Raw genomic sequence first — 25,887 nt, 5'->3', positions numbered from 1 at the left:
GATTTATCACTGAGCTCAATGATCTAATAGGTTAGTCTTTACTATGAAATCGACAAGATTATCTTCGAGACGAAGCATGCGCAACAACTCGCGAGAAGATATGCGATCATCGCGGTCCCTGCGCACACGTCGCGTTACGGGACTCATCATTCTCGTCTTCGTCGTCCTAGCTGTGACACTTGGCAGCTTGCTATTTGGTGCCCGCCCAATTGCGTTAGCTGATGCCTTGCAAGCATTAATTAATCTACCTTCATTGCTAGACGAACCTCAGTCTGGTTCCGCGGACGCTCGCGTTATCGCAGATCTCCGCTGGCCCCGCACCCTCATCGGCTTATTTGTCGGTGCAGCACTCGGTGTCGCAGGTGCATTAATCCAAGGCCATACACGAAACCCATTGGCTGACCCAGGACTTTTGGGAGTTTCAGCGGGCGCAGCATTCGCGGTCGTCCTAGGCTTTTTCGCGTTTGGGCTCACTTCAGCCTTGAGCACATCCGTCGTGGCTTTTGGTGGTGCAGTTCTTGCCACTGCATTAGTTTTCGGTCTTGCCTCGCTGGGTGGGGGGCAGATCAATCCACTCACGTTAATCCTTGGCGGCGCTGCACTATCAGCGGTGCTGCATTCCATGACCACTGCACTCACGCTCATCGACGACAACAGTCTGGACCGGATGCGTTTCTGGAGCGTTGGCGCATTATCTGGCAGGGATCTTTCAATTTTTTGGGGCACCGCGCCATTTATCGCGGTCGGACTCATAGTTGCACTGGCAACCGCGCCTACTTTGAATCTGCTGAATCTTGGCGACGACGCAGCTAGTGCGCTTGGCGTCAATACTTACCGGGCTCGGTTACTCGGCATGGTGGTCATCGCGTTACTTGCGGGAGCTGCCACGGCGGCCGCGGGCCCGATCGGCTTCATTGGTTTGGTTGTACCGCATATTGCTCGTAGTCTGTGCGGGCCTGATTACCGGTGGATTCTTCCATATTCAGCACTGACCGGTGCTAGCTTATTGTTGCTTTCAGATATTTTGGGTCGTCTCATTGCCCGACCGGGTGAATTACAAGTGGGAATCGTGCTGGCATTCGTCGGTGCACCATTCTTTATGTACCTCATTTATCGGCGGAAGGTAGTTGCTCTATGACAAGCTCACCACATCTACTGTCCCGTCCAGTGGTGCCGGGGCGACCAGCGCTACGCAAGGGGCGTATCTCTCTAGTCTGGCGCCCGTGGGTTCTTTTTAGCACCATCGCGATGATCTGCGCAGCAGTGATCATCTTTGCTGCTTCGATCGCCATCGGCGATTATCCTATAACTATCCCTGAGGTATTGCGCATAATTTTCCTTGGCGACGGTTCTCGTATTGAACGTATCGCAGTTTTCGATTGGCGTATGCCGCGGGCTTTAACAGCGCTGACGGTAGGCTTTGCACTGGGGTTGGCTGGTGCGCTAACTCAATCAGTGACTGGCAACCCACTTGCTAGTCCAGACATACTTGGTATTACCTCTGGCGCTTCTGCAGCCGCCGTGACCGTGCTTACTTTCGGTGGAGGCGTTGGAGCTTTTGCTGCGGTAGCCGGAAAGATTGCCGCCTTCGGCTTACCCCTTGCTGCACTGGCTGGTGGTCTCATTACTGGTGCTGTCGTCTGGATCCTTTCATCACGGGGCAGTTTCGATGCCTATCGGCTGGTGCTATTCGGAATCATCATCACGGCTCTCATGAATGCTTATATCGGCTTTTTGATGACACGAGCAGAGTTACGAGATGCCGCTACTGCGCAACAGTGGTTAGCAGGTTCCCTCAATTCGACTAACTGGGACCGCGCCATTCCGGTAGCACTCGTGATCCTCATCTGCGTCCCTCTATTAGCTTGGATGGCCTACACGCTAACTGCTGCCGTGCTTGGCCAAGATCTCGCCGCCGCACTTGGCCTTCGAGTCTCACGCACACAGCTAACTTTTTTGGTTATCGCAGTAACTCTGGCATCAATCGCCGTGGCCGCAGCTGGACCAATCGGATTCGTAGCGTTTGTCGCACCGCAGTTGGCGGTACGCATCACCAGGCTCTCCACGCCACCGCTAGTCGCTTCTGCGTTCATGGGAGCGATCTTACTGTTAGGAGCTGACCTCGTGGTTCGCACGAATATTCCTGTAGATCTCCCAGTTGGCATCGTGACGTCCGCCTTTGGTGGCGTATTCCTGCTCTACTTGCTTATCAGCTCGAATCTCAAGCGTTCTAGGTCGTCATGATCGGAATTGTCCCCGAGGCGCTGATCGTCTCCGCACGATTTTCATATCCCGGCGCTCAAAGCCAATTCGATGCAAGCACTTCAGGTTAAAAACAACTCGTAACAAGAACTAAGAATAAACAGGAACTAAGAATAAGACGATGAACAATCCAATTTCTACACCCCCTAACCGTGGTGTCAGCGTCAATGCACAAAATATCTGTGTCGGTTATGGCGATAACATCGTCATCGATGATCTTTCGGTAAATTTCCCAAGTGGAGAAATCACCACCATCATCGGCCCCAACGGTTGTGGAAAATCTACCCTCTTGCGCGCAGTTTCCCGACTCATTCCCATGCGCCAAGGCACGGTGACCGTCGACGGTAAAGACGCGACCACAATGAAGCGTAAAAACCTGGCAAAAACTGTAGGGGTCTTGCCCCAGGCCCCCAGTGCACCGGAGGGATTATTAGTCTCGGATCTGGTCGCACGCGGACGCCACCCGCACCAGTCGTGGATCAACCAGTGGTCCGCTGCCGATGAACAAGAGGTGTTGCGCGCACTCGAACTCACGAACACTGCGCATCTAGCTGAACGCTCGCTAGAAGCATTATCTGGAGGTCAACGCCAACGAGTGTGGATCAGCATGGTGCTTGCACAACAGACTGAAGTGTTGTTTTTAGACGAGCCCACTACTTACCTGGATCTTTCGCATTCCATCGACGTTCTTAATTTGGTCACGCGCCTGAAGCATGAATTAGGTCGAACCATCGTTATGGTGCTTCATGATCTCAACCTTGCGATCCGCTATTCCGATCATCTCGTGGTGATGAAAGATGGAGCAATACACGCCAGCGGCAGCCCTGCTCAGGTCATCACACCTGAATTACTCAGCGAAGTCTTCAACCTGGATGCCCACGTCAACCCTGATCCAGTCATGTCTGAAGCACGCGGCACTACGGTTCCGCTGATCGTGCCTGCTGCACCTCCTGGCATGTAAACCCCTGCCACCCCGCCCCCATTCAGCAACACCCACCCCACACAAATGGTTTCTAAAACACAATCATGAGAATTAACTCATATTGTCTGTAAAGGAAGCCACTGCATGCCTTTGACACCGTTTGATTCCATGCGCGCCCGCCATCATCTTTCCTGGTCAATCCTCAGAATGGGAAAAGCAGCTGCGCAACGCCGCCGCCAGCCACCACGCCGTCGGCCACTCCCAGGGTAGCCTCAGCATTGTCGCCATCTCCGTGGTCAACGGCACCCGCTAGGGCTACGCATCACGTTGGGCCACGGCACCCCGCTGACTGCGGAACCTGTCGCGTATTGCGAGCAGCTATTGCACGCAGCGGCCAGGGCACGGCTTAACGACTCAACGGCGAACAACTTAGCCCGTGGCCGTCGTCGTTAAGCTGTGTTATTCAACCGCTTCACAAACTGCTGTGGCCGGTCCACCGTCACGCGGTAGGTTTTGCCATCTGTCATCTCCAGCGCCAAGTTCGCCGCGCCCGCGTGCATGGACAATGCACCTCCGACGAAGTGCACGCCGAAGGTATTACGTTCCAATGGCAAAGGATCCTGTGGAATAGCAGCTTCCTTGATATCTGCGAAGTTGCAGGTTTTTACAGGGACCCACAGGACTTTGATTTTTAGCGTCTGCTGCTTCTGGTCTAACTGAGTGTCGATATGAAACAACACCACGATTGCCGTCACGATGACCATGGGAAACGCCATCCAACTCATCATGAGAAAAAACCAGATGGTGATCGCTACTGTCACTGCGATCACCACCCAGCGAGCAGCGTTGTATCCAAAAACTTGTGAATGTAGACGAGATTGTTGATTCGCCATAGGGGATTACACCTCCGAGGTTAAAGCATCACATAAACCTAGAGTACCCAGATACTTGCAAAAGCTTTTGGGCTTCTACATTTCTGGGCGTCCCGCGCCAATCCGGTGGGCTGCGTAAAGGCAACGTACAAGGCACCATGGCAAACGAGCACGTCCCCACGATCATGCCCGTCGACGTCGGTGCACACGATGCCGCTTCGGACGCAGCCGATCAGAAACACCCAGACATCCTGGAAGCGGAACTTTCCGGTTCCGATGGCGAATACCGCATCTCTGTTACGGTCTCTTCGCCCTATGATTCCCCGGAGCGCTACGCCGACGGCTGGCGGGTGCTCGACGAAAACGGCACCGTGTTAGCCGAACACGAACTCGGCCATGACCACGCCAACGAGCAACCATTTACCCGCTCGCGCGGCCCCTTCGACATCCCCGACAACGTCCAGGAAGTGACCGTCGAAGGCCACGACCAGGAACATGGCTACGGCGGAAAGACCGTCACTATCAAAGTCCCGCGCTAGATTTCCAGCCCGATCCACAACGGTTCGGGTTCGAGCTGTACCCCAAATTTTTCCTGCACCCCGGCGCGCACATCACGGGCTAGCGTGACGACGTCCGCAGCCTGCGCCGCACCCCGGTTTGTGAGGGCCAGGGTGTGCTTCGTGGACAAGCGCGCTGGTGCATCCGCACCCGGGTAACCTTTGGCAAAACCGGCGCGATCAATCAGCCAGGCGGCAGACAGCTTCACCAGTGGTTCAGCGTTATCTCCAGCCCCACCGGAAGCCCCTCCGACACCGGAACCCCCAGTGCTGGAATCCTCAGAGCCAGAGCCCTCAGTGCCGGAACGCTCAGTGGCTATGTTTCCTGCAGCCACCGGGAAACGCGGCATACCCGCAGCTTCGTCGGCACCCAGCTCGGCGGCGACCACCTGGGTGATCTCGTCGGCAAGCGATTCCGACACCACCGGGTTAGTGAAAAACGAACCCGCCGACCACGTATCATGATCATCCGGATCATGCACCATACCCTTGGAACGACGCAGGCCCAGCACCTCCTCGCGCACCTCCGCCGACTCGCGGCGCTGCCCCGGCTCACCCGCCAACTGACCAAAACGCAGCGGCGCCGACAAACCATCAGTGTGCAGCTGAAACTCCACGGCCAGCACCACCCCGCGCGAGGTGAATTTCAAATTGGAATAGCGATACGCCAAATCCAGCGCGCTGGCAGGCACCCATTCGACGGTGCCGGTCGCACGATCCAGCAACTGTACACGGGTGAGCACATCCGCGATCTCCGAACCATAGGCTCCAACGTTTTGCACCGGAGTAGCACCGGCAGAGCCCGGAATGCCCGACAAACACTCCAACCCACCAAGCCCCGCATCGATGCTGGCAGCGACGACCTCATCCCAGATAGCACCCGCGCCAGCGCGCAACTGACCAGTGGCAGGTTCGATCTCCAGGTGGTCATCGCCCATAATCACCGCGACCACATCCAGCGGCGAGTCGGTCACCAGCAAATTGGAACCGCCACCCACAATCAGCGACTCCACCCCGGCAGCATCCAGGGCTCGGACCACCGCCACGGCGGCCTCACCAGTTGCGGCTCGTACGGCAGCCCGCGGGGCACCCCCCAGGTGAAACGTCGTCAACTCAGAAAATTCCACGCCATCAAGGCGTTCGAGCACGCCGGCGTCGGCAAGCGTGCGCAACTCCGGGGTATCTAGGGCCGTATTTGCTTGAGTCATAAAATCATTCATCACTATCACAGGGTAGTCTGTAGGGCATGTCTACCCGTAGCGAAAACACAGTAACCATCAATCACTCCGCCGAAAAAGTACACCAGGCGTTGACCAACGAGAAGTACTGGGCTTATATCGCCGAAAACCTTTCGCCAGAACCGGGCGAGCTCAACGAGTTCTCCAATAATGAGGCCGTCCTGTTCGAGCTGCTACCTGTCACCATCCTGCCGGAGGCCGTCCGTGCGATGGTCTCGCAGTCGCTGAAGGTTAAGCGCACCGTCACAGTTGGCGAGCTCACCGACGAAAAGACAGAGCTTTCCTACAAGGCTGATGTCAAAGGCACCCCGGTCGATTTCAAAGGCACCATCAAACTAGAAGGCCAAGGTGAAACCACCACCTTGAGCTACACCAACGACGTCTCCGTCAACATCCCGATGATGGGTGCAGCCATCGAACCGAAGGTTGGCGAAGCACTAGAAGAGCTCTTCGACAACGAAGGCCAGCTGACCGAAAAGTGGATTAACGAAAACCTCTAAGCCAGGCCGTCTCACGCTAGACTGTGCCTATGCCATCTAGCTCTCAAGTGCCTGCTAACTCTCAAGCTAAATCATCCGCCGCAACCGCCTGGAAAGTCATCGTCGCCGTCTTGGTGGCCCTATTGGTCCTGGTGTTGGTGGCGGAATTTGGTGCGCGTTATTTCATTAGCCAACAGCTGCGCTCAAGTTTCCGCGAAGACATCGAAGCTCAAGGCATCGAAATGACCGAAGATCCCGAGGTTTCCTTCGGCTCCAGCCCGGTGTTATTTGGGTTGATCGGCGGTAAGCTCAACGAAGTCAACATCGATACCCCGTCTACGCTGCAGCAGGATCCCGAGGGCAACTACAAGGGAATGCCCGCCTCGCACGTGCACATGGAATCCATGGCCCTGAAATCGCGCGAGGCGGAGTTTTTGCGCACCCGCTCGGACCTTCCCGACGACTACCTCACCCACTCCATCCAGGAAGGCTTGCGCGAGCAGCTCGGCGGGGTCGGATTTTTGGGTGACATCGTGGTCTCCGGCATCACCACTGATCACGAAGCCGAGACCATCACCGTGCAATTCTTATCTGGGGCTGCAAACCTGACGCTGCGCCCGCTTGTCGACGCCAACGGCAACATAGCTTTCGACGCCTCCGAGGCGAAGGTACTGGGCTTCTCACTTCCTGATGGCGCTGCCGACGGCATCGCGAATTCCTTGAACCAAAACCTGCATGAGGCCACCGGTGGGCAGTTGGATATCACAGCGGTTGAATTCAATGATCAGGGCTTAGTCATCACGCTCGAAGGTCACAACGTGAACCCTTCGCACATGAGCAAAGAGCTCAACGCGGAACCGGGCACGGGTGCAGCAGATGCTGGTACTGGTGCTCGCGCTGGTACTGGTACTGGTGCTGGTTCCAAAGCTGGCAGCGCTTCCGGCAGTAACTCCGACGCGCCAGCCCGAAACACTTAGGAGCTGACAGCTCGTACGTCTTCCGGGTCCACCGGCACCACCGCCAAGATTTGCTTGGCGGTTTCTCCTTTTTCTAGGGCCTTTTTGTTTGCCGCCAAATCCGCGGATTCAGCCACTAACCATTCCGCCAACGAAGACGCCGACGGTGATGCAGATTGCTGGCAACCATTCTGCTCTGTGCTTGCTGCCCTGCCTGCCCCCGCGTCGAGGACCGTGGGGATCCGGTCGGGCAATTGTTGCGCGGCTGCTAGCAGCCCCGTGACGGCAGGCATTTTCGTGGCTGCAGGTATTCTCGTGGCTGCAGGAGCAAAAGATTGTTCCGGGGGCATTACCACCAACTGGTCCACCTTCGCGAACTCACAGGTAGAGACCAATTCGCTGCACTGCTGGGCACTAGCACGCGCATCGGAATTCAGCTCAGCGCCGCTAGGTGGTAGTCCGGCATAATCCGGAACCACGATTCCTAAGTGAGCTGGATACGGTACTGCCTCCCGCAAACTAATCATGTCACTGAGTGCAGCGTTGGCATCAGCGGTACTGGTATCAACGCACGCCCATATTCGGTGCGCGCCTTGGGAAATCGCAAGTCTCGCCTCCGATGCTTTTACCAAGATATGATGTCGGCCAGTGGGAAACCCCACCGCCGCGATGATGGTCAGCACCGTGGACTCATCGGTATCTCCCGCGCCGTCGTTGGCATCCACACCAGCGTTGCTCTCCCGACCAGCGTTGCTCTCCGGACCAGCGTGGTTTTGTCGAATATATTTATCCAGTGCTTTCGCAGCCGTCGCCACGTGATTCGGGCTGACCACAATCGCGCCGATACCAGCGGCGATCGCGGCAGGCACCCCAGCGCGCACGTCGTTAAGACAAAAATGCGCGGGACGAAAGTCCCACGCCAAAAACCGGTGCAGCCAGTTGTCTTCCATCAACTAATCCCAGCGATACTCACCGTTAATGAGCGCCTTCAGCGACGGCCGGACATCAAACCAGTAGATACCGATAACCACCATACCGACCCACGGCAAAATCGGAATGGGCATCGGCACGATAAACGCCGAACCAGCCAACATCGCGACCCAAACCATTTTCGACTGCCGGGAATCCGCATCGAAGGCGTCGTCACGCGTCATGGCCGCAGAAATCGCCCCCACCAGGCCGGCGATGGCCACCAATGAATACAGTCCCTGCTGCAGCCAAAACACGCCGCTAAACAGGTTCTGCTGCCACGGCTCCAGCGTTGGGCCACTCGGCGGCAACTGTGCCACATGGTGGGTGTGCTCGGCGGCGAGGCTGGCTTGCGATAATACGTCAACAATCATGGGTTCTGGGTTTTCCTCGGGAATGATCTGTCGGATGAGCTCTGGCCGTTGACTTTCTGCCCATCAACGTCAATAACTTCGCCCTCAATGATACGTGGCCGCCCGTCATTCGTCGTACCCGCGTGCTCACCGGTTGCACCTTTGGTGCCTGTACGTGCAGCCTCACTGCTGCGGGTCTTGCCGACGGCATCACTCAGACCAGAACTAAACTCGCGGCCCAGGTGCTTGCCTCGTTTCCACAACTTTGCCCCTGTGTCCTTTGCATCTTCGACACTTTCGATGCCGCGGAAGTCACGCACGGTTTGCCGGGCAGCATTCTTTACGGTCTCGGCTGTGCCCCGGGCCCGGTAATTCTCGGCGGCGTTACCGGTGAATTCACTTGCCACGGAACGGACCCGCGAACCTGTGTCTTTCAGTGACTCGACAATCTCGCTAGTAGAAAATCGTTGACGTTTATCAGTCATTGCTCTGCTCCATCATTGCTTCGTGTGCGCTACGTCTGTGCTTTGTCAGTGTCCCAACGGCGTTCCAACGGCGTTCCAACGACGTTCCAACGACGCGTCGTCAGTGCTCCATCAGGTTAAGTACTTCGACCAATTTAGGCACCGAAAAGTACTTGATTGACAGTGTAGATAACCAGCCCCGCAAGCGCACCAACCACCGTGCCATTCAAACGGATAAACTGCAGGTCTTTGCCCACCATGAGCTCAATCTTTTCGCTGGCCTCATCAGCATCCCAGCGCGCGATGGTTTCAGAAATAATTCCGGTGACCTCCGAGGAATAACTATTCGCCAAAAACTCCACCGCAGAGTTGATGCGGCGATCCAATGACGTGCGCAACTCGGCATCAGATTGGATATTTTCCCCCCAACGAACACACAGTTCGACGATCTTGCGTCGCAAGGTGGAATCTGGGTCTTCAGCGGCAGCGATCAAGCCCGCCGAGCCTTTCTCCCACAGCATGGCAGGCAGTGCGCGTACCGCACGGGAGCCTTGCACATCGGCCTTCCAATCTTCGACTCGGCTAATCATAGTGCCATCAAATTGCAGGTCATACGCCAACTGCCGCAGGCCTTTCCGGATGGATTTCCGCGCGGGATGGTGCTGGTCAGCTTCTACCTCGCGGATAAACGACGCCATTTCGCGGAAAACTTTTTCGCCCACCAACTGGCGAGCAAAACGCGGCGCCCACGTCGGCATGCGATCGTTGATCAGGGTGATGATGGAGTCTTCCGAATCATCGATCTTGTTTTTCGCCCAGGTCACGATCTCATCAACCGCTGGTTCTAGCTTTCCCTCATCAATCAGCGAATCAAGCGTGCGCCCCAATGGCGGGCCCCAGATTGGTTCGGTTGCCTTATCGATCAGGTGCGTTTGGATCAGTTGCTCCGCTTCCTGCGCATCGACCGCACGCACAATATTGGTGGTGAGTTTTCCAGCCTCACGGGAGACCTTTGCTGCATTCTCTCCCTCACTCAGCCACTTCCCCAGCCATTCCGGCAGCTTGGCCTCGCGCACCTTTGAGGTAATTAGCTCTGCATTCAGGAAGTTATCGCCGACGAACTGCGACAGCGAATCACCCAACTGGTCTTTTTTCTTGCGAATCAGGGCTGTGTGCGGGATCGGCAACCCCATGGGGTGCCGAAACAACGCTGTAACCGCGAACCAGTCCGCAAGGCCACCGACCATGCCGGCTTCTGCTGCGGCACGAACGTAGCCCACCCATGCCGGGGTGGAACCGGGTTGGCTTTGCCACCAGGAACAGGCCAAGAATACGGCTGCAGCCAGTACCAACAAACCGGTGACGAATATCTTGTGCTTGCGTAATTCCGCTGCCCGTTGTGCGTCTGTCGGCCCAGAGCTAAACCCTGGCATAGTGCTAGCGCTCGGGCGGGTAGTGCTCGCGCTCGGGCGGGCGCGATGTTGCGGGGTACTCATATGGTCAATGAACTCCAGGTCTCGACAGGCTAGGGTGGCAGCTTCCGAATAAAGCTACGAAAAGCCCCGCCCTGCCTAGACGCGGTAAGCATCTAGCAGGTGCGGGGCGAGGCTGGCAGGAGGAAAGGCGCGTTAGGAGGTGCGGCCGGTTTCCTTCACGTATTGGCGGTAGTACCGGCGGCCAAAGTGGATCGAACCAAAACCACCGACCAAAGTAACAACAACACCAATGGCGCCAATGATGGTCAAAATAGTGGAGTAATTAGCTGCAGTGCCCTGATCCCAGATGCCGGTGCTGATTCCCCAAATGAGGGTACCGGCGAATGGGAAAAAGCTAACGAGAAGACCCATGCCGATCCACGTCGAATTACGCAACAGCGACGAGTGCGGCGCAGCCAGCGACACTGGGTTGTAGCCCTCGATGTAGCTGTGGTGCAGTTCCTGCGAGTAGCTAGGGTAGGTCTCCGCAGCGAAGTCCGCTACTTGTTCATTGGTGCTCATGGGGTGCCAAAGCCTTTCTTCTGTATCACTAGTGACAACTCTAGTCTAGATGTGCTGCCAGCAAAAGTGGTGCCGAACTGTGTCTGCACAAGCAAAATCGCTGCACATCACACGCCGCGTCGGCACTTTCGTATTCGTCTTAGTCGTCCTTCGAACGGAAAGCCGCACGAGCACGTTCGCGGGTGACAGCCGAAACAGCAGTCAGTGGGATGCCTGCTGGGCATACATCAGCGCACTCGCCGTACAGGGAGCAGCCACCGAAGTTCTGCTCGAGCTCGTCGACCATGTTGCGGGCACGCTTGCCGCGTTCCTTGGCACCGAGCGGCGACATCGACAGATGCACTAGCTTGGCACCGGTGAACAGGTGGGCAGCTCCGTTTGGGCAGGCCGCCACACAAGCACCACAGCCAATGCAGGCTGCGTGGTCCAGTGCGATTTCGTTATCTTGCGAGTTCTGCAGCAGGGTATCGGCATCCGGTGCAGTACCAGCATCCATGGAGACGTAGCCACCCTGGTGCATGATGTCGTCCAGTGCGGAACGGTCAACGACCATGTCTTTGATAACGGGGAATGCGGCGGAACGCAGTGGCTCCAGACGCAGGGTATCGCCATCGTTGAACTGGAACAGACGCTGCTGACAAGCCGGGGTGTTCTGGCCTGGGCCGTGTGGGCGTCCGTTGATCAGCAAGCCACAGGTACCGCAGATGCCCTCACGGCAGTCGGAGGCAAATGCGAATGGTTCTTTGTTTTCTTCGATGCGTCCGGTGTTGACGTGATCCAACAGCTCCAGGATGGACATCTGCTCGACGGCGTCGTCGACCTGAACGGTCTCGAAGCTGCCTTCTTGCGTAGGTCCGGCCTGACGCCAGACTTCAAGTGTCAATTTCATTACTTGTAGTTCCTTGTCATCAGCGGAATCGAGTCGAAGTACAGAGGATCGGCGTGGCGGATGAACTTCTCTGGGCCGTTTGGCTGCCATGCAGAAACGAAGCACCAGTTTTCGTCGTCACGTTCTGCCTCACCGTCTTCGGAAAGGTGATCATCACGGTAGTGTGCACCAGCAGACTCGTCACGGTCCAGCGCGTCAATGCACATCAGTTCGCCGAGGTCGAGGTAGTCGGCTACGCGCTGTGCGTATTCCAGGTCCTGGTTCATGTCGTGCAGCTGACCGGTCACACGAACGTTGGCCCAGAAATCGCGACGGATTTCGCGGATTTTCTCGATCGATGTCTTCAGGTCCTCGACGTTACGCGACACACCACAACCCCAGTAAAGGATCTCGCCGAGCTGGCGGTGGTAGTGCTCAGCACCGTGTGGGTCTTTGCCTTCGATGCTCATCAGGCGGTTCAGGCGATCCTTAACCTCTTCGACGACTTCCTGTGCTTCTGCGGAATCCTCGGAGAGTTTTTCTTCGCCCAGGTGCTCTGCTAGGTAGTTCGGGATGGTGAACGGCAGGGTGAACCAGCCATCAACCGAAGCCGACAGCAGCGAGTTAGCGCCCAGACGGTTCGCGCCATGGTAAGTCCAGGAAGCCTCACCGGCAGCAAACAAGCCGTCGATGGACGTCATCTCGTTGAAGTCCGTCCATAGACCACCCATGGTGAAGTGGCAGGTCGGTGCAATACGCATCGGGGTCTCGTACGGGTCTTCACCAATGGACTCTTCATACATCTGGAACAGGTTGGAGTAACGCGCGCGCACGGTCTCTTTACCCAAACGCTCGATGGCGTCGCGGAAGTCCAGGTAGCAGGAGTTCTGCATTGGGCCGACGCCCAAGCCAGCGTTGATCTGTTGTGACAGTGCGCGGGAGGCAACGTCACGAGGGACCAAGTTACCGAATGCCGGGTAGCGGCGCTCCAAGAAGTAGTCGCGCTCGTCCTCTGGAATGGAGTTCGGGTCGCGGTCGTCGCCTTCTGTCTTTGGCGACCAGATGCGGCCGTCGTTACGCAGCGATTCCGACATCAGCGTCGTCTTCGACTGCCAGGTGGAGTTGACTGGCAGGCCAGTTGGGTGGAACTGGATATACGCAGGCGATGCCAGGTAAGCGCCCCGCTCGTAGGCACGCATCATGGCGCCTGCGTTCGAGTTCTTGGCCAGCGTCGACATGTGGTAGACGTTGCCGTAACCGCCAGTCGCGATGACAGTTGCGTGGCCAGTGAAAGCCTTGATCTCACCGTCGATCAGGTTACGGGTGACGATGCCGTCGCAGTGCTTCACACCATCGATGTCGCGGACGATGATGTCCTGCATGTCGTGATGCGCAAACATTTCGACGTTGCCCAGGCCGATCTGGCGGTACAGGGCCGAGGTAGTCGACAGCTGCAGCTGCTGGCCGGTTTGACCACGGGTGTAATAGGTACGGGAGACCTGCACACCACCGAAGGAACGGGTTGCCAGGGTTCCGCCGTACTCACGGGCGAATGGAGCACCAATGGCGTTCATGTGGTCGATAACGCGGCCGGATTCCAGCGCCAAGCGCCAGCAGTCAGACTCACGACAGCGGTAGTCTCCACCCTTAACGGTGTCTTTCACGTGGCGGTAAGCCGAGTCGTTGTCGACTTTCTTACCTCGCGCGGAGTTGACACCACCCTGTGCAGCAATGGAGTGCGCACGACGAGGCGAGTCATGGTAGGAGAAGACCTTCACGTCGTAGCCGAGCTCGCCAAGTGCCGCGGCGGCTGCGCCACCGGACAGGCCGGTACCGACGATCAGGACAGTGAATTTACGGCGGTTCAGCGGGGAGACCAAGTTCATGTGGTCTTTGTGGTAATTCCACATATCCCGCATGGGAACGCCCTTTGGTTCCGCGTTGTCCAGGATGTCGCCTGGGGTGACCCCATCGACGATAGAGTCTGGCTGGCGGAACTCTTTACGAGTCGAAGTATCAGTGTTGCTCATAATCTAACTTTCTGATCAGGCTAGAACTTTTCGGCGCGTGAACTACGTCAGCGCTTGGCGGCGTTCTAGCTCACCCAACCAAACAGGACGGACAAAGGCATGACGATGTTGCCGATGACAACCACTGCTGGAATGACATAAGCAATCACCACAAAAGTCTGACGCCATTTCAGACCCGTAACACCCAAATCTGAGACGGCCAAGCGAATGCCGTGAGACATGTGCAGGAACAGCAAGCACATGGCAACCACATAAAAGATGGTGACTGGCCAACGGCTGAAAGTAGCAATCATGTTGGCATGCACATCACCGTGGACGAACTGTTCGGTCGCAGCTGGTGCGACACCCAAGGTGAGGTCCAGCAAGTGGAAGCACACGAACAGCAGAATAAACAAGCCGGTAACCAGCATGGTGCGGGTAGCAAAGGAATCTACACCACCCATCAAGTTGGTGCGGTTGAATTTACCGCGGGATTGCTTTGCGCGGCTGATCAGGGCAAATGCACCCCAAACGTGCAGAATCAGCGCAGCCAACAAGACGAGACGGAAGCCCCACAGGAATGCTTCTTCCGGCAGCAATGGCGAACCAATGCTCCGGAGGAACTCACCATATTCATCAAGGGCTGGTACACCGTCGTGTGCTGGGGCGTACAGCTTCAAGTTTCCGGCCATATGCCCGACCGTAAACAGCACAAATAACAGGCCAGTGATCGCCATAATCAGCTTGATAGCCCAAGTTGGGACCGCTGGCGATTCACGAATTTTTTCGTTCGAGATTTTTCCGTGGGCGATTGCCTCACGATCAGGATTCTTTATTGTCATGGCACCTCCATTGTCGCTATAACCATACGGCGATCGGGGGTGTTGACGCGAACCAAAATACCGCGCTGGGTGCGTTTTTAGCCTAACTTGGCCACATTTTCGGGGGTGCTTTATGTGAGGCTTGGCTTAAAACCACAACAGCAATATCGCTACTGCCACGCCCCTTAGCTGCAAGCCAGCCTGGATCCATCACTTAACCACAAGTTATATGACTTTACTCACAGTAATTTTTTAGCTAGCCAGCATTCACCCATACTGTGTCAAACTTTTGATCAGTATCGCAGGTTTCCCCCATCACACGCGAAACGGCCACCCCACCGTCGACAAGTACGGTAGAGCGGCCGAAGTGTGGATCTAACGCGAGATCCTTCGCCACCGAATAATTACAGCAAATCTTAAAGGTTAATCATATGGCCGTCAGCAACGCTGTGAGCGACTTCTTTCATTCCTTCAGACAGCGTTGGGTGGGTGTGCACGTTGCGCGCGATTTCGCCTGCGGTCAGGTCAAAGCGCTGTGCGAGCGTCAACTGTGGCAGCAGCTCGGAAACGTTGGAGCCAACCAGGTGGGCACCGAGCAACTCGCCGAATTCACCATCGGCAACGAGCTTGGTGAAACCAGCGGACTCATTCAACCCAAGAGCCTTACCGTTAGCCGAGAACGGGAACGTGGCAACCTTGATGTCGCGGTCTGGCCATTTCTCCTTGGCGGCTTCTTCCGTGTAACCAAAGGAAGCAACCTGAGGGTTGCAGAAGGTGGCGCGTGGCATCATCTGGTAGTCACCCAATTCTTGGGTTTCGACGCCACCAATGGTCTCTGCCGCAACCACGCCTTGCGCCTCAGCAACGTGCGCCAGCTGGAGTTTCGCGGTGACGTCACCAATGGCGTAAATGCCATCCACGTTGGTACGCATGCGCTCGTCGATAGCGATCGCGCCGCGCTCAGTCAGCTCTACACCAGTGTTTTCCAGACCAAAGCCCTCAACACGTGGAGCGAAACCAACCGCAACTAAGCAGCGATCGACAGTCAGAGTATCTTGCTTCTTGCCATCTTTGGATTCCACCTCAACGGTGACGTTGTCGCCATTGTCCTTCACAGAGGTGGTCTTGTAGCTGGTGAGCAGCTTGACGCCGAGCTTCTTATACTGCTTCGCGATTTCCTTCGACACGTCTGCATCTTCATTAGGCAGCACGCGGTCCATAAACTCTACGACGGTCACGTCGACGCCATAGTTCGCCAAAACATAAGCAAACTCCATACCAATGGCGCCAGCACCAACGATAACGATGGAATCTGGTGCTTCCTCGTTCAGGATTTGTTCTTCATAAGAAACAATGTTGCCGCCCAGCTCAATGCCAGGCAGAGTCTTGACGACGGAACCGGTAGCGATGATGCAGTCATCGAAGGTCAGAGTCTTGCCCTCGTCATCGCCTTCTTTCACCTCAATGGTCTTGGCATCTTTGAAATGCCCCAGGCCGTTGATCTCCTGGATTTTGTTTTTCTTCATCAGGTAGTGGATTCCACCGACGATCTTCTTCGATACCTTCCGCGAACGCTGATGCGCGGTCGAAAAATCGAAGGAAACATCACCAGAGATGCCAAAATCCTTGGCCTCGTGGTTGAAAGTGTGGGCAACCTCAGCATTCTTCAGCAGTGCCTTCGACGGGATACAGCCCACATTGAGGCACACTCCGCCCCAGTACTGCTTTTCGACGACGGCAACTTTCTTGCCTAGCTGGGCAGCGCGGATGGCGGCAACGTATCCGCCTGGTCCGGCGCCGAGTACAACGAGATCATAATGTTCTTTAGTCACGCCTTCCAGCATACGTAATTGCTGGGAACATGTGAAAGCACCTGCGGGAAGAAACTCCGAGACTTGATCGGAGCCACCGCAGGTGCACCATATAATTTCTTACGTCGCTAATTTCTTACATCGCTGCCTCTGGTGGGCTCTTGCCATAGTGGCAACAACGACGCTAACTGGACGGCAAGTTCAGCTATTAGATGAGGCTCAATTCAGCACTCAGCTGTGACAAACCGGCAAAAAACTCGTGGACAGCCGGGCCGAAGACATTGTTGGCCATCACGATCAAATTATCTATCTGCATTAGCAATACTCTTTCAGGTCTGATTCGGGTTTAGATATTTTCTGCATACCGTACGACATCCCTAGCGTTGTGTCCGTATTGTCTACGACACCGCCAGATCTACTGGCGCTGCCAGAAAAAGAAGCCAGCAAGCAACAGAAAACAACACCCACTGGGTGAAGCAAAACTTAGCCTATGCCAAGCTCTGCGCCACTGCAAGAATATTTCATGAACTTGACATTTCATGAACTTGACGCAGTATTATCACGAATCCGCCAACGCGCACGGTAACTTCGTCAGCACACGCAGACAGCAGACATGTTCTTCACATTTATGCATACGCTAAGCTACTATCCTACTGTTAGTGAGTTTTACGTTTCCACGTTTAATTCTTCACCGCTTAAGTCTTCACATTGTGTAAGGATCGCGCATGAAACTTCGCAACGTCGCTATTACCGCCGCTGCCATCAGCACACTAGCGCTGAGCCCAGTCTCGGGAATTGCACAGCCCGCCCCACAGGTTGATATCGCTCACGATGCTGCTCACCAGCCAGCCGCCGAAAACTCCATTCCGGCTGGCACTATCAGTGAAGAAATTCTTCCACCAGAATTCAAGGACGAGACTTGGCGCCAAGTCATTGCAGAAAAGGGTGACCGTGTACGGGAAGTCACGGTGTATTCTCCTTCCATGGATCGCAAGATCCCCGTGGTAACCATCAAGGCTGATGAATCTGCTGGCCCGCGTCCAACCCTATATCTGCTTAACGGTGCCGGTGGTGGCGAACAGTCCGCCAACTGGATCGCGCAAACCGATGCAGTTGATTTCTACCTAGACAAGAACATCAACGTTGTCATCCCCATGCGCGGTGCTTTTTCTTACTACACTGACTGGAACGAAATCCCTACCGGTAGCAAGTATCTGCAGGGCCCACAAAAGTGGGAAACCTTCCTCATCAACGAGCTTCCTGGACCAATCGAGGATTACTTGGGCGCCAACGGGAAGCGTGGCATCGCCGGCATGTCGATGTCTGCCACCAGCTCGCTGCTACTCGCCGCACACAACCCAGGCATGTTCGATGCCACCGGCTCGTTCTCTGGTTGTGCTGAAACCAACTCTCCATTGGGACGCGCGGCTGTCAGAGTGACTGCCAACCGCGGCAATGCTCACCCAGACCAGATCTGGGGCCCCATGGGTTCACAGCGTGCGCTGGAAAATGATGCCCTGTTGCAGGCTGAATTCCTGCGTGGCACTGCGATCTACGTTTCGAATGCCACCGGATTGATGGGGGAACGCGAAACCGCACAGGGGATGCGTGCCCAGGGAATCCCAGAAAATGCTCTTTCGGCCAACCAGGCCAACTTCGCGATCGTCGGTGGCGGAATCGAAGCTGTCACCAACGCCTGCACCCACCGCCTCGTCGCCAAGCTCAACCACTTGGACATTCCGGTGCACCACCACCAACCAGCAGTTGGCACGCACACTTGGTCCTACTGGCAAGATGACCTGCGCGCCTCGTGGCCAACCTTTGCGCACGCATTCGGCATCGAAGACTAACGCGCATAGCGAAGACTAAGCAGCACGACTAGCACCAGCACTACAGACAGCATGAGATAGCAGTGCTGGATCAACAGACCACAATCGGCCCGCAACAGGTCATTGTGGTCTTTTCGTGTTATAGAGACAGCCGTGTGCCACCGTCGATTGCTAGCCACCGCACCTGCCCTAAACTAGTGGCATGCCCACCATGCTTGTCACCGGCGGTGCCGGGTTCATTGGCGCCAATTTTGTGCACCTGACCCGCAAGCTCTATCCCGATATCCACCTCATCGTGTTGGATAAACTGACCTATTCCGGCAACCGCGAGTCCCTGAAAGGAACTGACTGCGAGCTAGTCGTTGGCGATATCGCGGATGCAGCGCTCGTCGACAAGCTGGTCCAACGAGCCGATACCGTGGTGCATTTTGCTGCCGAGTCTCACAACGATAATTCCCTGCGTGATCCCTCACCCTTTGTACACACCAACCTCATCGGCACGTATTGCTTGCTCGAGGCAGTGCGGAAATACGATAAACGTTTCCACCACATCTCCACCGACGAAGTTTTCGGCGATCTCGCTCTGGATTCCAACGAGAAGTTCTCCGAGGCCACCGCCTACCGGCCTTCCAGTCCATATTCTGCAACAAAAGCAGGCTCCGACCACCTCGTTCGCGCCTGGGTGCGTTCCTTCGGCATCCGCGCCACGATCTCGAACTGCTCCAATAATTATGGCGCCTACCAGCACATCGAAAAGTTCATTCCGCGGCAAATCACCAATATTCTATCTGGCCGCACCCCAAAGCTTTATGGCACCGGCGCGCAGGTGCGAGACTGGATCCATGTCGACGACCACAACCGAGCCGTACACACAATCCTGGAACGTGGCCGGATCGGTGAGACCTACAACATTGGCGCCCACGGCGAAGCCAGCAACCTTTCAGTCATCCAGCTCATTTGCGAGCTTATGGCAGCCGACGGTGCCACCGGCTTTGTGCACGTCGCTGACCGCCCCGGACACGACCAACGCTATGCCATCAATCCCACAAAAATCATCACCGAATTGGGCTGGAAACCCGAATACACGGATTTGCGTGCCGGGCTAGAGCGCACTATCGACTGGTACCACACGCATGAAAGCTGGTGGCGGGGTGTCAAAGAAGCAGTGGAAAACAACTACGCAAAGCGAGAGCAATAACCAGTGTCAGAACACATGGGGCAGGATTTGAAAGACAAGCAAGCACGGGTACAGGACACCGCTATCGAAGGCCTGCTGATTATTAAGCTCGATCTACATAAAGATGCCCGTGGCTGGTTCAAAGAGAACTGGCAGCGGCACGCTTTCGTGGCTGCCGGGGTACCCGATTTTGGCCCCGTGCAAAACAATATTTCCTTTAACGAAAAGGCCGGTGTCACCCGCGGTTTACACGCCGAACCCTGGGATAAGTTCGTGTCTGTGGCCACAGGTGCTGTCTTCGGCGCGTGGTGTGACCTGCGGGAGGGCTCGCCGACGTTTGGCGCGACCGTCACTCAACAAATCGAGCCAAATACTGCCGTGTTCGTTCCGCGCGGCGTCGCCAATGGCTTCCAGTCTCTGCACGACGCCACAAGCTACACCTACCTGGTCAACGATCATTATTCTCCCGATGCCGACTACACCAGTGTCAACCTGGATATGATCGACTGGCCGCTGGAACCAAGCGAGATTTCCGACAAAGATCGACAGCACCCGCAGCTTGCCGACGCCACCCCGATGCCGCCCCGGAAAATCTTGGTGACCGGCGCCAACGGTCAACTCGGTAGGGCCTTGCGCTCCATTGTGCACGACCGCACCAACGTCGAATTCTGTACACACGAAGAATTCGATATCACCGCTCCCCCGGCCCGGGATTGGCGACAATACCAAGCGATCATTAATACTGCTGCCTATAACGACGTCAACGGTGCCGAAACCGATCGGGCGGGCGCCTGGGCAGTCAACGCCGACGCTCCAGCTAAACTCGCGGCTATCGCCAATGAGCACAACCTCACATTGGTACACGTGTCCTCGGATTATATTTTCGATGGCCAACGCGAGATCCACACAGAAAACGAAACCGCCTCGCCACTTTCTGCCTACGGTGCCAGCAAAGCCGCCGGGGATACCGCAGCGCAAACCACCCCACGGCATTACGTCATCCGTACTTCTTGGGTTTTTGGCGACGGCGGAAATTTCATTGCCACCATGGCTACTCTCGCCCGTGCCGGAAAAAAGCCCAAGGTCGTATGCGACCAGCGTGGCCGCCCCACCTACGCCCAGGACCTAGCCCATGGCATCATGCATTTGTTAGACACCAACGCCCCCTATGGCGTGTACAACGTGAGTTCGGATGGCGATACTGCTTCCCGCGATGAGATCGCCATGGCCACCTTCATTGCCTGTGGCGGCGACCCTGCTGACATCACGCCTGTCACCAGCCAAGAATACGGAGGTGATCCGGCCCGACGCCCGGCAGAATCGACCTTGGACCTGAGCAAGATCAAAGCCACGGGCTTTCAGCCCAGTAATTGGCGGGCCAGCCTCGCGCTCTATCTGGCTTAGCCACGCCCGATCCGGCCGGGCCGCAGAAAGATAACTCTGCAATCTGGCAACATAGGTGGCTATGAAAGGCATCATCCTCGCCGGCGGTTCTGGCACGCGGCTGTACCCCATTACACAGGGAATTTCGAAACAGCTCATGCCGATCTACGACAAACCGATGATCTACTACCCTTTGTCGACACTGATCCAGGCCGGGATTCGCGAAATCTTGATCATCACCACCCCGCAGGATGCTCCTGCTTTTCAGCGCTTGCTTGGCGACGGCTCACAGTGGGGATTAATGCTGGATTATGCGATCCAGCCCCATCCAGAGGGACTCGCCCAGGCATTTTTGATCGGCGAAGATTTTATTGGTGACGACGACGTCGCTTTGGTGCTCGGCGATAATATATTCGATGGCCACGGATTTTCCGGAGCGCTTCCACAGTGCCATGACCCGGAAGGGGGCATTATTTTCGCCTACGAAGTCGCTGATCCGCAGCGCTACGGCGTCGTCGAATTTTCCCCTGCAGGTCGAGCGCTGTCTATCGAAGAAAAGCCGGCCCACCCGGTCTCACCATATGCGGTCGTCGGCCTGTATTTTTATGACAATTCTGTCATCGAGATCGCTAAATCCATCACGCCGTCGGCACGCGGCGAATTAGAGATCACCGCGATCAACGAGGAATACCTCAATCGGGGGCAATTATCCGTGCAGCGGATGCAACGCGGCGATGTGTGGTTAGACACAGGAACCGTGGATTCTATGTCCGAAGCCGCAGCGTACGTAGAGGTTTTGCAAAAACGCACCGGCACCATCATCGGTTCACCGGAAGTTTCTGCCTACCGTGAGGGATTTATTAGTGCACAAGCGTTGTTGGACTTAGCGCAACCATTAATCAAATCTGGCTATGGCTCTTATTTAGAACGTGCAGCCAGAGAAGATTAATGTGCTCGCAGGCCCAACCCGCCTGTCAGTTCCCGATAGACGAAGGTTGACATGTCCTCTTCATGTAACGCTTTCCAGCGCAAGCCCGCGCTGCTGTGGACGTTAATCGCCCTGGTAGTGGCGCTGGCTGTACTCGTTGTTGTCGCCGTGGTTCGCTCTAGCGACGACGATTCTCCGAGTGCAAGTGACCAGGATGCGGTCCATGGCCCACAAGCCCCAGATTCAGCTAATTCTAGCTCTACTAATTCTGGCTCCGACGCCGCTTCCCATAACGGCGAATACTCCCCAGAAAAAGCCCGCGAACTCGCCGAAAAAGTAGAACCCGGAACCAATTTCGCAAAACCAGAGTCCCCGGATGCCACCATCATCGGACCTGGTAAAGAGATCACCTCGAACGACGACATCTTGAATGTGCACCGTCGTAATGCCGAAGATCCCTTCGCGGTGGGCGCGCTTGATGCCCCCGTCGTGCTCTCCGAGTTCTCAGACTTTGAATGCCCCTTCTGCACCCGTTATGCGGTAGAAACGGCGTCGAAACTGAAGGAAAAATTCGTCGATACCGGTTTGCTCCGTATCGAATGGAATGACTTGCCAGTCAATGGACCTCACGCCGAAACCGGTGCGCAAGCCGGACGCGCCGCAGGCAAGCAAGGAAAGTTCTACGAGTTCCATGACGTTCTGTACAACAACACCTACAACAATCAGTCCGGTGGCCACCCAAGCTACGACGTGGACGACTACGTACGCTTTGCCGAAGAAGCCGGCATCGAAGATGTAGAGCAATTCCGCTCGGAAATCGAAAACGAACAGTACCGCGATGTGGTGCGCCAAGCGTTGCAGTACGCATCGTCGATCGGTATGCGTGGTACCCCGGCATTTATTGTCGGCGACCGTTTCATTGCCGGTGCACACCCCTACGAAGCTTTCGAAGACGAGATCTACCGCCAATTGGCGAAGGTCGCTGATGGCACTGTTCCTCGCCCCGACTCCCAGTAGGAAGGTAGGCCCGATAAATGATTGAGGTAGGTCTGTTCGGTGCACTGCTTGCCGGTGTACTGTCACTCATCAGCCCGTGCTCAGCGCTTTTGCTTCCAGCGTTTTTTGCTTATGCTTTTGATTCACTGCGCCACCTGGTCTTCAAAACCCTGATTTTTTTGGCCGGGCTGATCGCTGTTCTGGTGCCCATCGGTGCCGGTGTCGGCAGTATTGGCGCATTCATGGTTGATCATCGCTCGACAATCATCCTGGTCGGCGGAATCATCATTATCGCACTTGGTATTTACACATTCTTTGGCGGCGGATTCAATCTGCCGTTTTCTAATTTGTCATCGAAAGCCAAAGGGTCCGGCCCCGGCGCAGTGTTTTTCTTAGGCGCAGTTTATGGCTTCGCCGGGTTCTGCGCCGGTCCTCTGCTAGGCGCTGTGCTGACCACCGCCGCGGTTTCCGCCTCTGTCTGGTATGGCGCAGCGATTATGGCAGCATATGCCGTCGGCATGGCCATCCCACTGTTCATCCTGGCGCTGTTGTGGGAAAAGCTGGATCTGGGTTCCAAGATGCGCCCGAAACCCATCACAATCGGCCCTTTCACCACGCATCTGGTGTCCATGATTTCCGGTGCGCTGTTCATCGCCATCGGTGTGCTGTTTATCATCAGCCACGGCACCTCGGCCTGGGGTGGGCCGCTGAGTACCGATACCCAGGCACGCATCCAAGAATGGGCCATGCAGTTCGCAAACTTGTCTGACCTGACGTTGGTCATCATCGCCATCGTCGTGCTCATCGTCATCGTGTTGTTCATGGGGCTACGGAAAAAAGACGACAACCACGAAAAAGACGCCAGCAACACTGAATCTTCAGCTGCTGACGCCTCTCACTCTCGCTAAGCGTCCTCTGGACGCGATTGCGGCTTTGACTTAACTGTTTTAGTAACCGCGCTCGATGTATTCATCCAGGTGGGAGAATTCCTCTCCTACAGTGGTGAAATCACCATGCCCTGGCATGACAGTGGTCTCGTCCGGCAGGGTGAATACCTTGGATTTCAGCGACTCAATGATAGTCCCGAAATCCGAGTACTTCTTGTCGGTGGCACCCGGACCACCAGAAAACAGGGTATCGCCGGCAAAGATCTTTGCTTCGTCTTCGCAGTACAACACACAGGAACCTGGCGAGTGTCCCGGGGTGTGCAGAACCTTCAGCGTGCTGCCTTCTACGTCGAAGGTGTCGCCGTCGGCAAGACGGGCGAATGAACGATCGCCGTTGGCTTCTTCCCACAGCATCTCATCATCTGGGTGCATGTACATTTCCACCCCGAAATGATCCGCGACCTGCGGGGCAATATCGACGTGATCGCTGTGACCATGCGTCAAAATAATGCCTTTGACGTTGCGGTTTTCCACGGCACCGACGATGGTATCGAATTCATGCGAAGGGTCGATAATCCAGCAATCCTGGTCGCCGACGATGAAGACGTTGTTGTCGACGTCCCATTCATTGCCGCCGAGTTTGAACTTTCCAGAAGTCACTAGATGGTCAATACGCATGTGTGTTACACCTCTACTACGCTGCGCAGGACTTTGCCTGCCTTCATGGTTGCGAATGCTTTCTCTACATCATTCAGAGTAATGCGTTCATCAACGAATTTGTCCAGTGGGAAACGTCCCTGCTTAGCCAAATCAGCGTACAACGGGAAGTCACGCTCTGGCAGGCAATCGCCGTACCAGGATGGCTTCAACGCGCCACCGCGAGAGAAGAAATCAATCGCTGGAATCTCGAATTTCGAATCTGGACCAGGAACACCCACCATGACCATGCGTCCGGCAAGATCACGAGAATAGAAAGCTTGTCGGGTAGTAGCTGGGATACCTACACCATCGATGGTGACATCAGGACCAAAGCCGTCGGTAAGCTCGCGGACTGCTTCAATAACTTCTTCTTCCGATTTGCCACTGGCATTCACCGTGTGGGTCGCACCGAATTCTTCGCGGGCACGCTCGAGCTTCTGAGCATCCAGGTCCACCGCAATAATTGTGCGTGCGCCCACCAAGCTGGCACCAGCGATAGCTGCCATGCCGACGCCACCGACGCCGAAAACAGCCACGGATTCACCACGAGCAACTTCACCGGTATTCACGGCCGATCCGAGGCCCGCCATAACGCCGCAGCCCAGCAAGCCAGAAGCAGCCGCGTCGGCCTCCGAATCAATCACGGTGCACTGCCCTTCGTGTACCAGTGTCTTTTCTGCCAAAGCGCCGATACCCAACGCTGCGGTGAGCTCGGTGCCGTCGGCAAGCGTCATTGGCTTGGAAGCATTGTGGGTATCGAAGCAGTAACGTGGCTGACCCTTCTTGCAGGCCCGGCATTCGCCGCACACAGCGCGCCAGTTCAGTACGACGGTGTCGCCAACTTTAACGTGGGAAACTTCGCTACCGACGGATTCGACGACTGCAGTAGCTTCGTGGCCCAACAGGAATGGGTAGGCATCTTCGATGTCACCATCGCGGTAAGCCAAATCAGTATGGCAGATACCACACGTTTTCACGGCGACAACGACATCATGTGCGCCAGGAGCTGGGATAACAATGTCGACGGTCTCGACTTCTGCACCCTTCGAACGCGCGATGACGCCCTTCACGGTTTGCTGGAATTGGCCAGCAGAGGTGTTTTTCTGGTCTTCTATAAGAGCTTCACTATGTGTCATGCCAACAATATTACCTGTGTTTGTTGTTCCGTCACCAATCGGAATGTGCCGTGCCATCTTTGCTGCAGCCATCCGGAGTCGCACCAAATCCTCCGGCCTGCAATCTGTAACGAATTGTCACTAATGTGGCGATAGTTGTAGTGTAATTTTCCAAGCAGAAACTATTATCCTGGCCATTAGTTAGGCCCCTGTAACCACCTGGTGCTCGCAGAGCCTCGGCGTGCGCCATGGATATATATTATTCCCGACAAGCTGATTATTAAAGGTGTGATTT

27 protein-coding genes are annotated in these 25,887 nt (G+C 55.8%); 13 read left to right on the top strand and 14 right to left on the bottom strand.

The window, feature by feature from the left end; translation table 11 throughout:
- Positions 1-76: 76 nt before the first annotated feature.
- From QP888_RS02720 to QP888_RS02705, 4 genes are all read left to right on the top strand, one after another.
- Complete coding sequence (locus QP888_RS02720) at positions 77-1,138, top strand: FecCD family ABC transporter permease (protein ID WP_284812014.1); 1,062 nt, start codon at positions 77-79, stop codon at positions 1,136-1,138.
- Positions 1,135-2,244: a FecCD family ABC transporter permease gene (locus tag QP888_RS02715; protein WP_284812013.1), complete on the top strand. Its 1,110-nt coding sequence runs from the start codon at positions 1,135-1,137 to the stop codon at positions 2,242-2,244. Before QP888_RS02720 ends, QP888_RS02715 begins: the two co-directional genes overlap by 4 nt.
- 139 nt (positions 2,245-2,383) lie before the next feature.
- Positions 2,384-3,223, top strand: a complete 840-nt coding sequence (locus tag QP888_RS02710) for an ABC transporter ATP-binding protein (protein ID WP_284812012.1) — start codon at positions 2,384-2,386, stop codon at positions 3,221-3,223.
- Between the two features lie 121 nt (positions 3,224-3,344).
- Positions 3,345-3,497 (top strand): hypothetical protein, encoded by a 153-nt coding sequence (locus QP888_RS02705; protein ID WP_284812011.1) that lies wholly within the window; start codon positions 3,345-3,347, stop codon positions 3,495-3,497.
- Positions 3,498-3,633: 136 nt separating this feature from the next.
- On the opposite strand, the gene QP888_RS02700 is transcribed toward QP888_RS02705, so the two are convergent.
- Positions 3,634-4,077, bottom strand: a complete 444-nt coding sequence (locus QP888_RS02700) for a hypothetical protein (RefSeq protein ID WP_284812010.1) — start codon at positions 4,075-4,077, stop codon at positions 3,634-3,636.
- Positions 4,078-4,214: 137 nt separating this feature from the next.
- Between QP888_RS02700 and QP888_RS02695 the strand changes: the two genes are divergently transcribed.
- Complete coding sequence (locus QP888_RS02695) at positions 4,215-4,595, top strand: hypothetical protein (protein WP_284812009.1); 381 nt, start codon at positions 4,215-4,217, stop codon at positions 4,593-4,595.
- Here QP888_RS02695 and QP888_RS02690 read toward each other — a convergent pair.
- Positions 4,592-5,821, bottom strand: coding sequence for a UDP-N-acetylmuramate dehydrogenase (locus QP888_RS02690; RefSeq protein WP_284812008.1), 1,230 nt, complete (start codon positions 5,819-5,821; stop codon positions 4,592-4,594). The genes QP888_RS02695 and QP888_RS02690 overlap by 4 nt on opposite strands.
- 38 nt (positions 5,822-5,859) lie before the next feature.
- Here QP888_RS02690 and QP888_RS02685 point away from each other — a divergent pair, with 38 nt between their 5' ends.
- Together QP888_RS02685 and QP888_RS02680 are read left to right on the top strand one after the other, a co-directional pair.
- Entirely contained in the window at positions 5,860-6,351 is a 492-nt protein-coding gene (locus QP888_RS02685; protein ID WP_284812007.1) for a DUF2505 domain-containing protein, read from the top strand.
- A 29-nt stretch (positions 6,352-6,380) separates the two neighbouring features.
- The gene (locus QP888_RS02680; RefSeq protein ID WP_284812006.1) at positions 6,381-7,307 is read left to right on the top strand and encodes an LmeA family phospholipid-binding protein; all 927 of its coding nucleotides are present in this window, start codon (positions 6,381-6,383) and stop codon (positions 7,305-7,307) included.
- Here the strand turns inward: QP888_RS02680 and QP888_RS02675 are convergent.
- The 10 genes from QP888_RS02675 to lpdA all read right to left on the bottom strand — a co-directional run bounded on the left by QP888_RS02675 (position 7,304) and on the right by lpdA (position 16,611).
- On the bottom strand, positions 7,304-8,236 hold the full coding sequence (locus tag QP888_RS02675) for a hypothetical protein (RefSeq protein ID WP_284812005.1): 933 nt from the start codon (positions 8,234-8,236) through the stop codon (positions 7,304-7,306). The genes QP888_RS02680 and QP888_RS02675 overlap by 4 nt on opposite strands.
- 3 nt (positions 8,237-8,239) lie before the next feature.
- On the bottom strand, positions 8,240-8,629 hold the full coding sequence (locus QP888_RS02670) for a DUF2516 family protein (RefSeq protein WP_350338215.1): 390 nt from the start codon (positions 8,627-8,629) through the stop codon (positions 8,240-8,242).
- Entirely contained in the window at positions 8,626-9,093 is a 468-nt protein-coding gene (locus tag QP888_RS02665; RefSeq protein WP_284812004.1) for a hypothetical protein, read from the bottom strand. The genes QP888_RS02670 and QP888_RS02665 overlap by 4 nt, the downstream gene beginning before the upstream one ends.
- Positions 9,094-9,227: 134 nt before the next feature.
- A complete protein-coding gene (locus QP888_RS02660) occupies positions 9,228-10,505 on the bottom strand; it encodes a DUF445 domain-containing protein (RefSeq protein ID WP_284812157.1) in 1,278 nt (425 codons plus the stop codon).
- A 195-nt stretch (positions 10,506-10,700) separates the two neighbouring features.
- A complete protein-coding gene (locus QP888_RS02655) occupies positions 10,701-11,069 on the bottom strand; it encodes a hypothetical protein (protein WP_284812003.1) in 369 nt (122 codons plus the stop codon).
- Positions 11,070-11,208: 139 nt separating this feature from the next.
- Positions 11,209-11,958 (bottom strand): succinate dehydrogenase/fumarate reductase iron-sulfur subunit, encoded by a 750-nt coding sequence (locus QP888_RS02650; RefSeq protein ID WP_018121139.1) that lies wholly within the window; start codon positions 11,956-11,958, stop codon positions 11,209-11,211.
- A complete protein-coding gene (locus QP888_RS02645) occupies positions 11,958-13,967 on the bottom strand; it encodes a fumarate reductase/succinate dehydrogenase flavoprotein subunit (RefSeq protein ID WP_502869086.1) in 2,010 nt (669 codons plus the stop codon). The genes QP888_RS02650 and QP888_RS02645 overlap by 1 nt, the downstream gene beginning before the upstream one ends.
- A gap of 65 nt (positions 13,968-14,032) precedes the next feature.
- Positions 14,033-14,788 carry a succinate dehydrogenase cytochrome b subunit gene (locus QP888_RS02640; RefSeq protein WP_284812002.1) on the bottom strand — a complete coding sequence of 252 codons (756 nt, stop codon included), beginning with the start codon at positions 14,786-14,788 and terminating at the stop codon, positions 14,033-14,035.
- Between the two features lie 235 nt (positions 14,789-15,023).
- A complete protein-coding gene (locus QP888_RS02635; RefSeq protein ID WP_284812001.1) occupies positions 15,024-15,164 on the bottom strand; it encodes a hypothetical protein in 141 nt (46 codons plus the stop codon).
- A 19-nt stretch (positions 15,165-15,183) separates the two neighbouring features.
- Entirely contained in the window at positions 15,184-16,611 is a 1,428-nt protein-coding gene (gene lpdA, locus QP888_RS02630; protein ID WP_284812000.1) for a dihydrolipoyl dehydrogenase, read from the bottom strand.
- Positions 16,612-17,303: 692 nt separating this feature from the next.
- Between lpdA and QP888_RS02625 the strand changes: the two genes are divergently transcribed.
- The 6 genes from QP888_RS02625 (at position 17,304) to QP888_RS02600 (ending at position 23,799) form a co-directional block, all read left to right on the top strand.
- Complete coding sequence (locus tag QP888_RS02625) at positions 17,304-18,428, top strand: alpha/beta hydrolase (protein WP_284811999.1); 1,125 nt, start codon at positions 17,304-17,306, stop codon at positions 18,426-18,428.
- A 181-nt stretch (positions 18,429-18,609) separates the two neighbouring features.
- Positions 18,610-19,605 carry a dTDP-glucose 4,6-dehydratase gene (rfbB, locus tag QP888_RS02620; protein ID WP_284811998.1) on the top strand — a complete coding sequence of 332 codons (996 nt, stop codon included), beginning with the start codon at positions 18,610-18,612 and terminating at the stop codon, positions 19,603-19,605.
- A gap of 15 nt (positions 19,606-19,620) precedes the next feature.
- Positions 19,621-20,988 (top strand): dTDP-4-dehydrorhamnose reductase, encoded by a 1,368-nt coding sequence (rfbD, locus tag QP888_RS02615; protein ID WP_284811997.1) that lies wholly within the window; start codon positions 19,621-19,623, stop codon positions 20,986-20,988.
- Between the two features lie 61 nt (positions 20,989-21,049).
- A complete protein-coding gene (gene rfbA / locus QP888_RS02610; protein WP_284811996.1) occupies positions 21,050-21,916 on the top strand; it encodes a glucose-1-phosphate thymidylyltransferase RfbA in 867 nt (288 codons plus the stop codon).
- A gap of 51 nt (positions 21,917-21,967) precedes the next feature.
- A complete protein-coding gene (locus QP888_RS02605) occupies positions 21,968-22,912 on the top strand; it encodes a DsbA family protein (protein ID WP_284811995.1) in 945 nt (314 codons plus the stop codon).
- Positions 22,913-22,929: 17 nt separating this feature from the next.
- Complete coding sequence (locus QP888_RS02600; protein ID WP_284811994.1) at positions 22,930-23,799, top strand: cytochrome c biogenesis CcdA family protein; 870 nt, start codon at positions 22,930-22,932, stop codon at positions 23,797-23,799.
- Between the two features lie 39 nt (positions 23,800-23,838).
- On the opposite strand, the gene QP888_RS02595 is transcribed toward QP888_RS02600, so the two are convergent.
- Entirely contained in the window at positions 23,839-24,456 is a 618-nt protein-coding gene (locus tag QP888_RS02595) for an MBL fold metallo-hydrolase (RefSeq protein WP_284811993.1), read from the bottom strand.
- Positions 24,457-24,461: 5 nt separating this feature from the next.
- Positions 24,462-25,613, bottom strand: coding sequence for an S-(hydroxymethyl)mycothiol dehydrogenase (locus QP888_RS02590; protein WP_284811992.1), 1,152 nt, complete (start codon positions 25,611-25,613; stop codon positions 24,462-24,464).
- Positions 25,614-25,887: the final 274 nt, after the last annotated feature.

The organism is Corynebacterium sp. MSK297, from assembly GCF_030232885.1.
Classification (GTDB): Bacteria; Actinomycetota; Actinomycetes; order Mycobacteriales; family Mycobacteriaceae; genus Corynebacterium.
The sequence above is the reverse complement of the archived record's forward strand: the minus strand, read 5'-3'. Positions and strand labels throughout refer to the sequence as shown.

Excerpts from the sequence above, each read along its gene's own strand:
- QP888_RS02720 (WP_284812014.1), top strand. The coding sequence starts at position 77 with ATGCGCAACAACTCGCGAGAAGATATGCGATCATCGCGGTCCCTGCGC.
- QP888_RS02715 (WP_284812013.1), top strand. The coding sequence starts at position 1,135 with ATGACAAGCTCACCACATCTACTGTCCCGTCCAGTGGTGCCGGGGCGA.
- QP888_RS02710 (WP_284812012.1), top strand. The coding sequence starts at position 2,384 with ATGAACAATCCAATTTCTACACCCCCTAACCGTGGTGTCAGCGTCAAT.
- QP888_RS02700 (WP_284812010.1), bottom strand. The coding sequence starts at position 4,077 with ATGGCGAATCAACAATCTCGTCTACATTCACAAGTTTTTGGATACAAC.
- QP888_RS02695 (WP_284812009.1), top strand. The coding sequence starts at position 4,215 with ATGGCAAACGAGCACGTCCCCACGATCATGCCCGTCGACGTCGGTGCA.
- QP888_RS02690 (WP_284812008.1), bottom strand. The coding sequence starts at position 5,821 with ATGACTCAAGCAAATACGGCCCTAGATACCCCGGAGTTGCGCACGCTT.
- QP888_RS02685 (WP_284812007.1), top strand. The coding sequence starts at position 5,860 with ATGTCTACCCGTAGCGAAAACACAGTAACCATCAATCACTCCGCCGAA.
- QP888_RS02680 (WP_284812006.1), top strand. The coding sequence starts at position 6,381 with ATGCCATCTAGCTCTCAAGTGCCTGCTAACTCTCAAGCTAAATCATCC.
- QP888_RS02675 (WP_284812005.1), bottom strand. The coding sequence starts at position 8,236 with ATGGAAGACAACTGGCTGCACCGGTTTTTGGCGTGGGACTTTCGTCCC.
- QP888_RS02670 (WP_350338215.1), bottom strand. The coding sequence starts at position 8,629 with ATGATTGTTGACGTATTATCGCAAGCCAGCCTCGCCGCCGAGCACACC.
- QP888_RS02665 (WP_284812004.1), bottom strand. The coding sequence starts at position 9,093 with ATGACTGATAAACGTCAACGATTTTCTACTAGCGAGATTGTCGAGTCA.
- QP888_RS02660 (WP_284812157.1), bottom strand. The coding sequence starts at position 10,505 with ATGCCAGGGTTTAGCTCTGGGCCGACAGACGCACAACGGGCAGCGGAA.
- QP888_RS02655 (WP_284812003.1), bottom strand. The coding sequence starts at position 11,069 with ATGAGCACCAATGAACAAGTAGCGGACTTCGCTGCGGAGACCTACCCT.
- QP888_RS02650 (WP_018121139.1), bottom strand. The coding sequence starts at position 11,958 with ATGAAATTGACACTTGAAGTCTGGCGTCAGGCCGGACCTACGCAAGAA.
- QP888_RS02645 (WP_502869086.1), bottom strand. The coding sequence starts at position 13,967 with ATGAGCAACACTGATACTTCGACTCGTAAAGAGTTCCGCCAGCCAGAC.
- QP888_RS02640 (WP_284812002.1), bottom strand. The coding sequence starts at position 14,788 with ATGACAATAAAGAATCCTGATCGTGAGGCAATCGCCCACGGAAAAATC.
- lpdA (WP_284812000.1), bottom strand. The coding sequence starts at position 16,611 with ATGCTGGAAGGCGTGACTAAAGAACATTATGATCTCGTTGTACTCGGC.
- QP888_RS02625 (WP_284811999.1), top strand. The coding sequence starts at position 17,304 with ATGAAACTTCGCAACGTCGCTATTACCGCCGCTGCCATCAGCACACTA.
- rfbB (WP_284811998.1), top strand. The coding sequence starts at position 18,610 with ATGCCCACCATGCTTGTCACCGGCGGTGCCGGGTTCATTGGCGCCAAT.
- rfbD (WP_284811997.1), top strand. The coding sequence starts at position 19,621 with ATGGGGCAGGATTTGAAAGACAAGCAAGCACGGGTACAGGACACCGCT.
- rfbA (WP_284811996.1), top strand. The coding sequence starts at position 21,050 with ATGAAAGGCATCATCCTCGCCGGCGGTTCTGGCACGCGGCTGTACCCC.
- QP888_RS02605 (WP_284811995.1), top strand. The coding sequence starts at position 21,968 with ATGTCCTCTTCATGTAACGCTTTCCAGCGCAAGCCCGCGCTGCTGTGG.
- QP888_RS02600 (WP_284811994.1), top strand. The coding sequence starts at position 22,930 with ATGATTGAGGTAGGTCTGTTCGGTGCACTGCTTGCCGGTGTACTGTCA.
- QP888_RS02595 (WP_284811993.1), bottom strand. The coding sequence starts at position 24,456 with ATGCGTATTGACCATCTAGTGACTTCTGGAAAGTTCAAACTCGGCGGC.
- QP888_RS02590 (WP_284811992.1), bottom strand. The coding sequence starts at position 25,613 with ATGACACATAGTGAAGCTCTTATAGAAGACCAGAAAAACACCTCTGCT.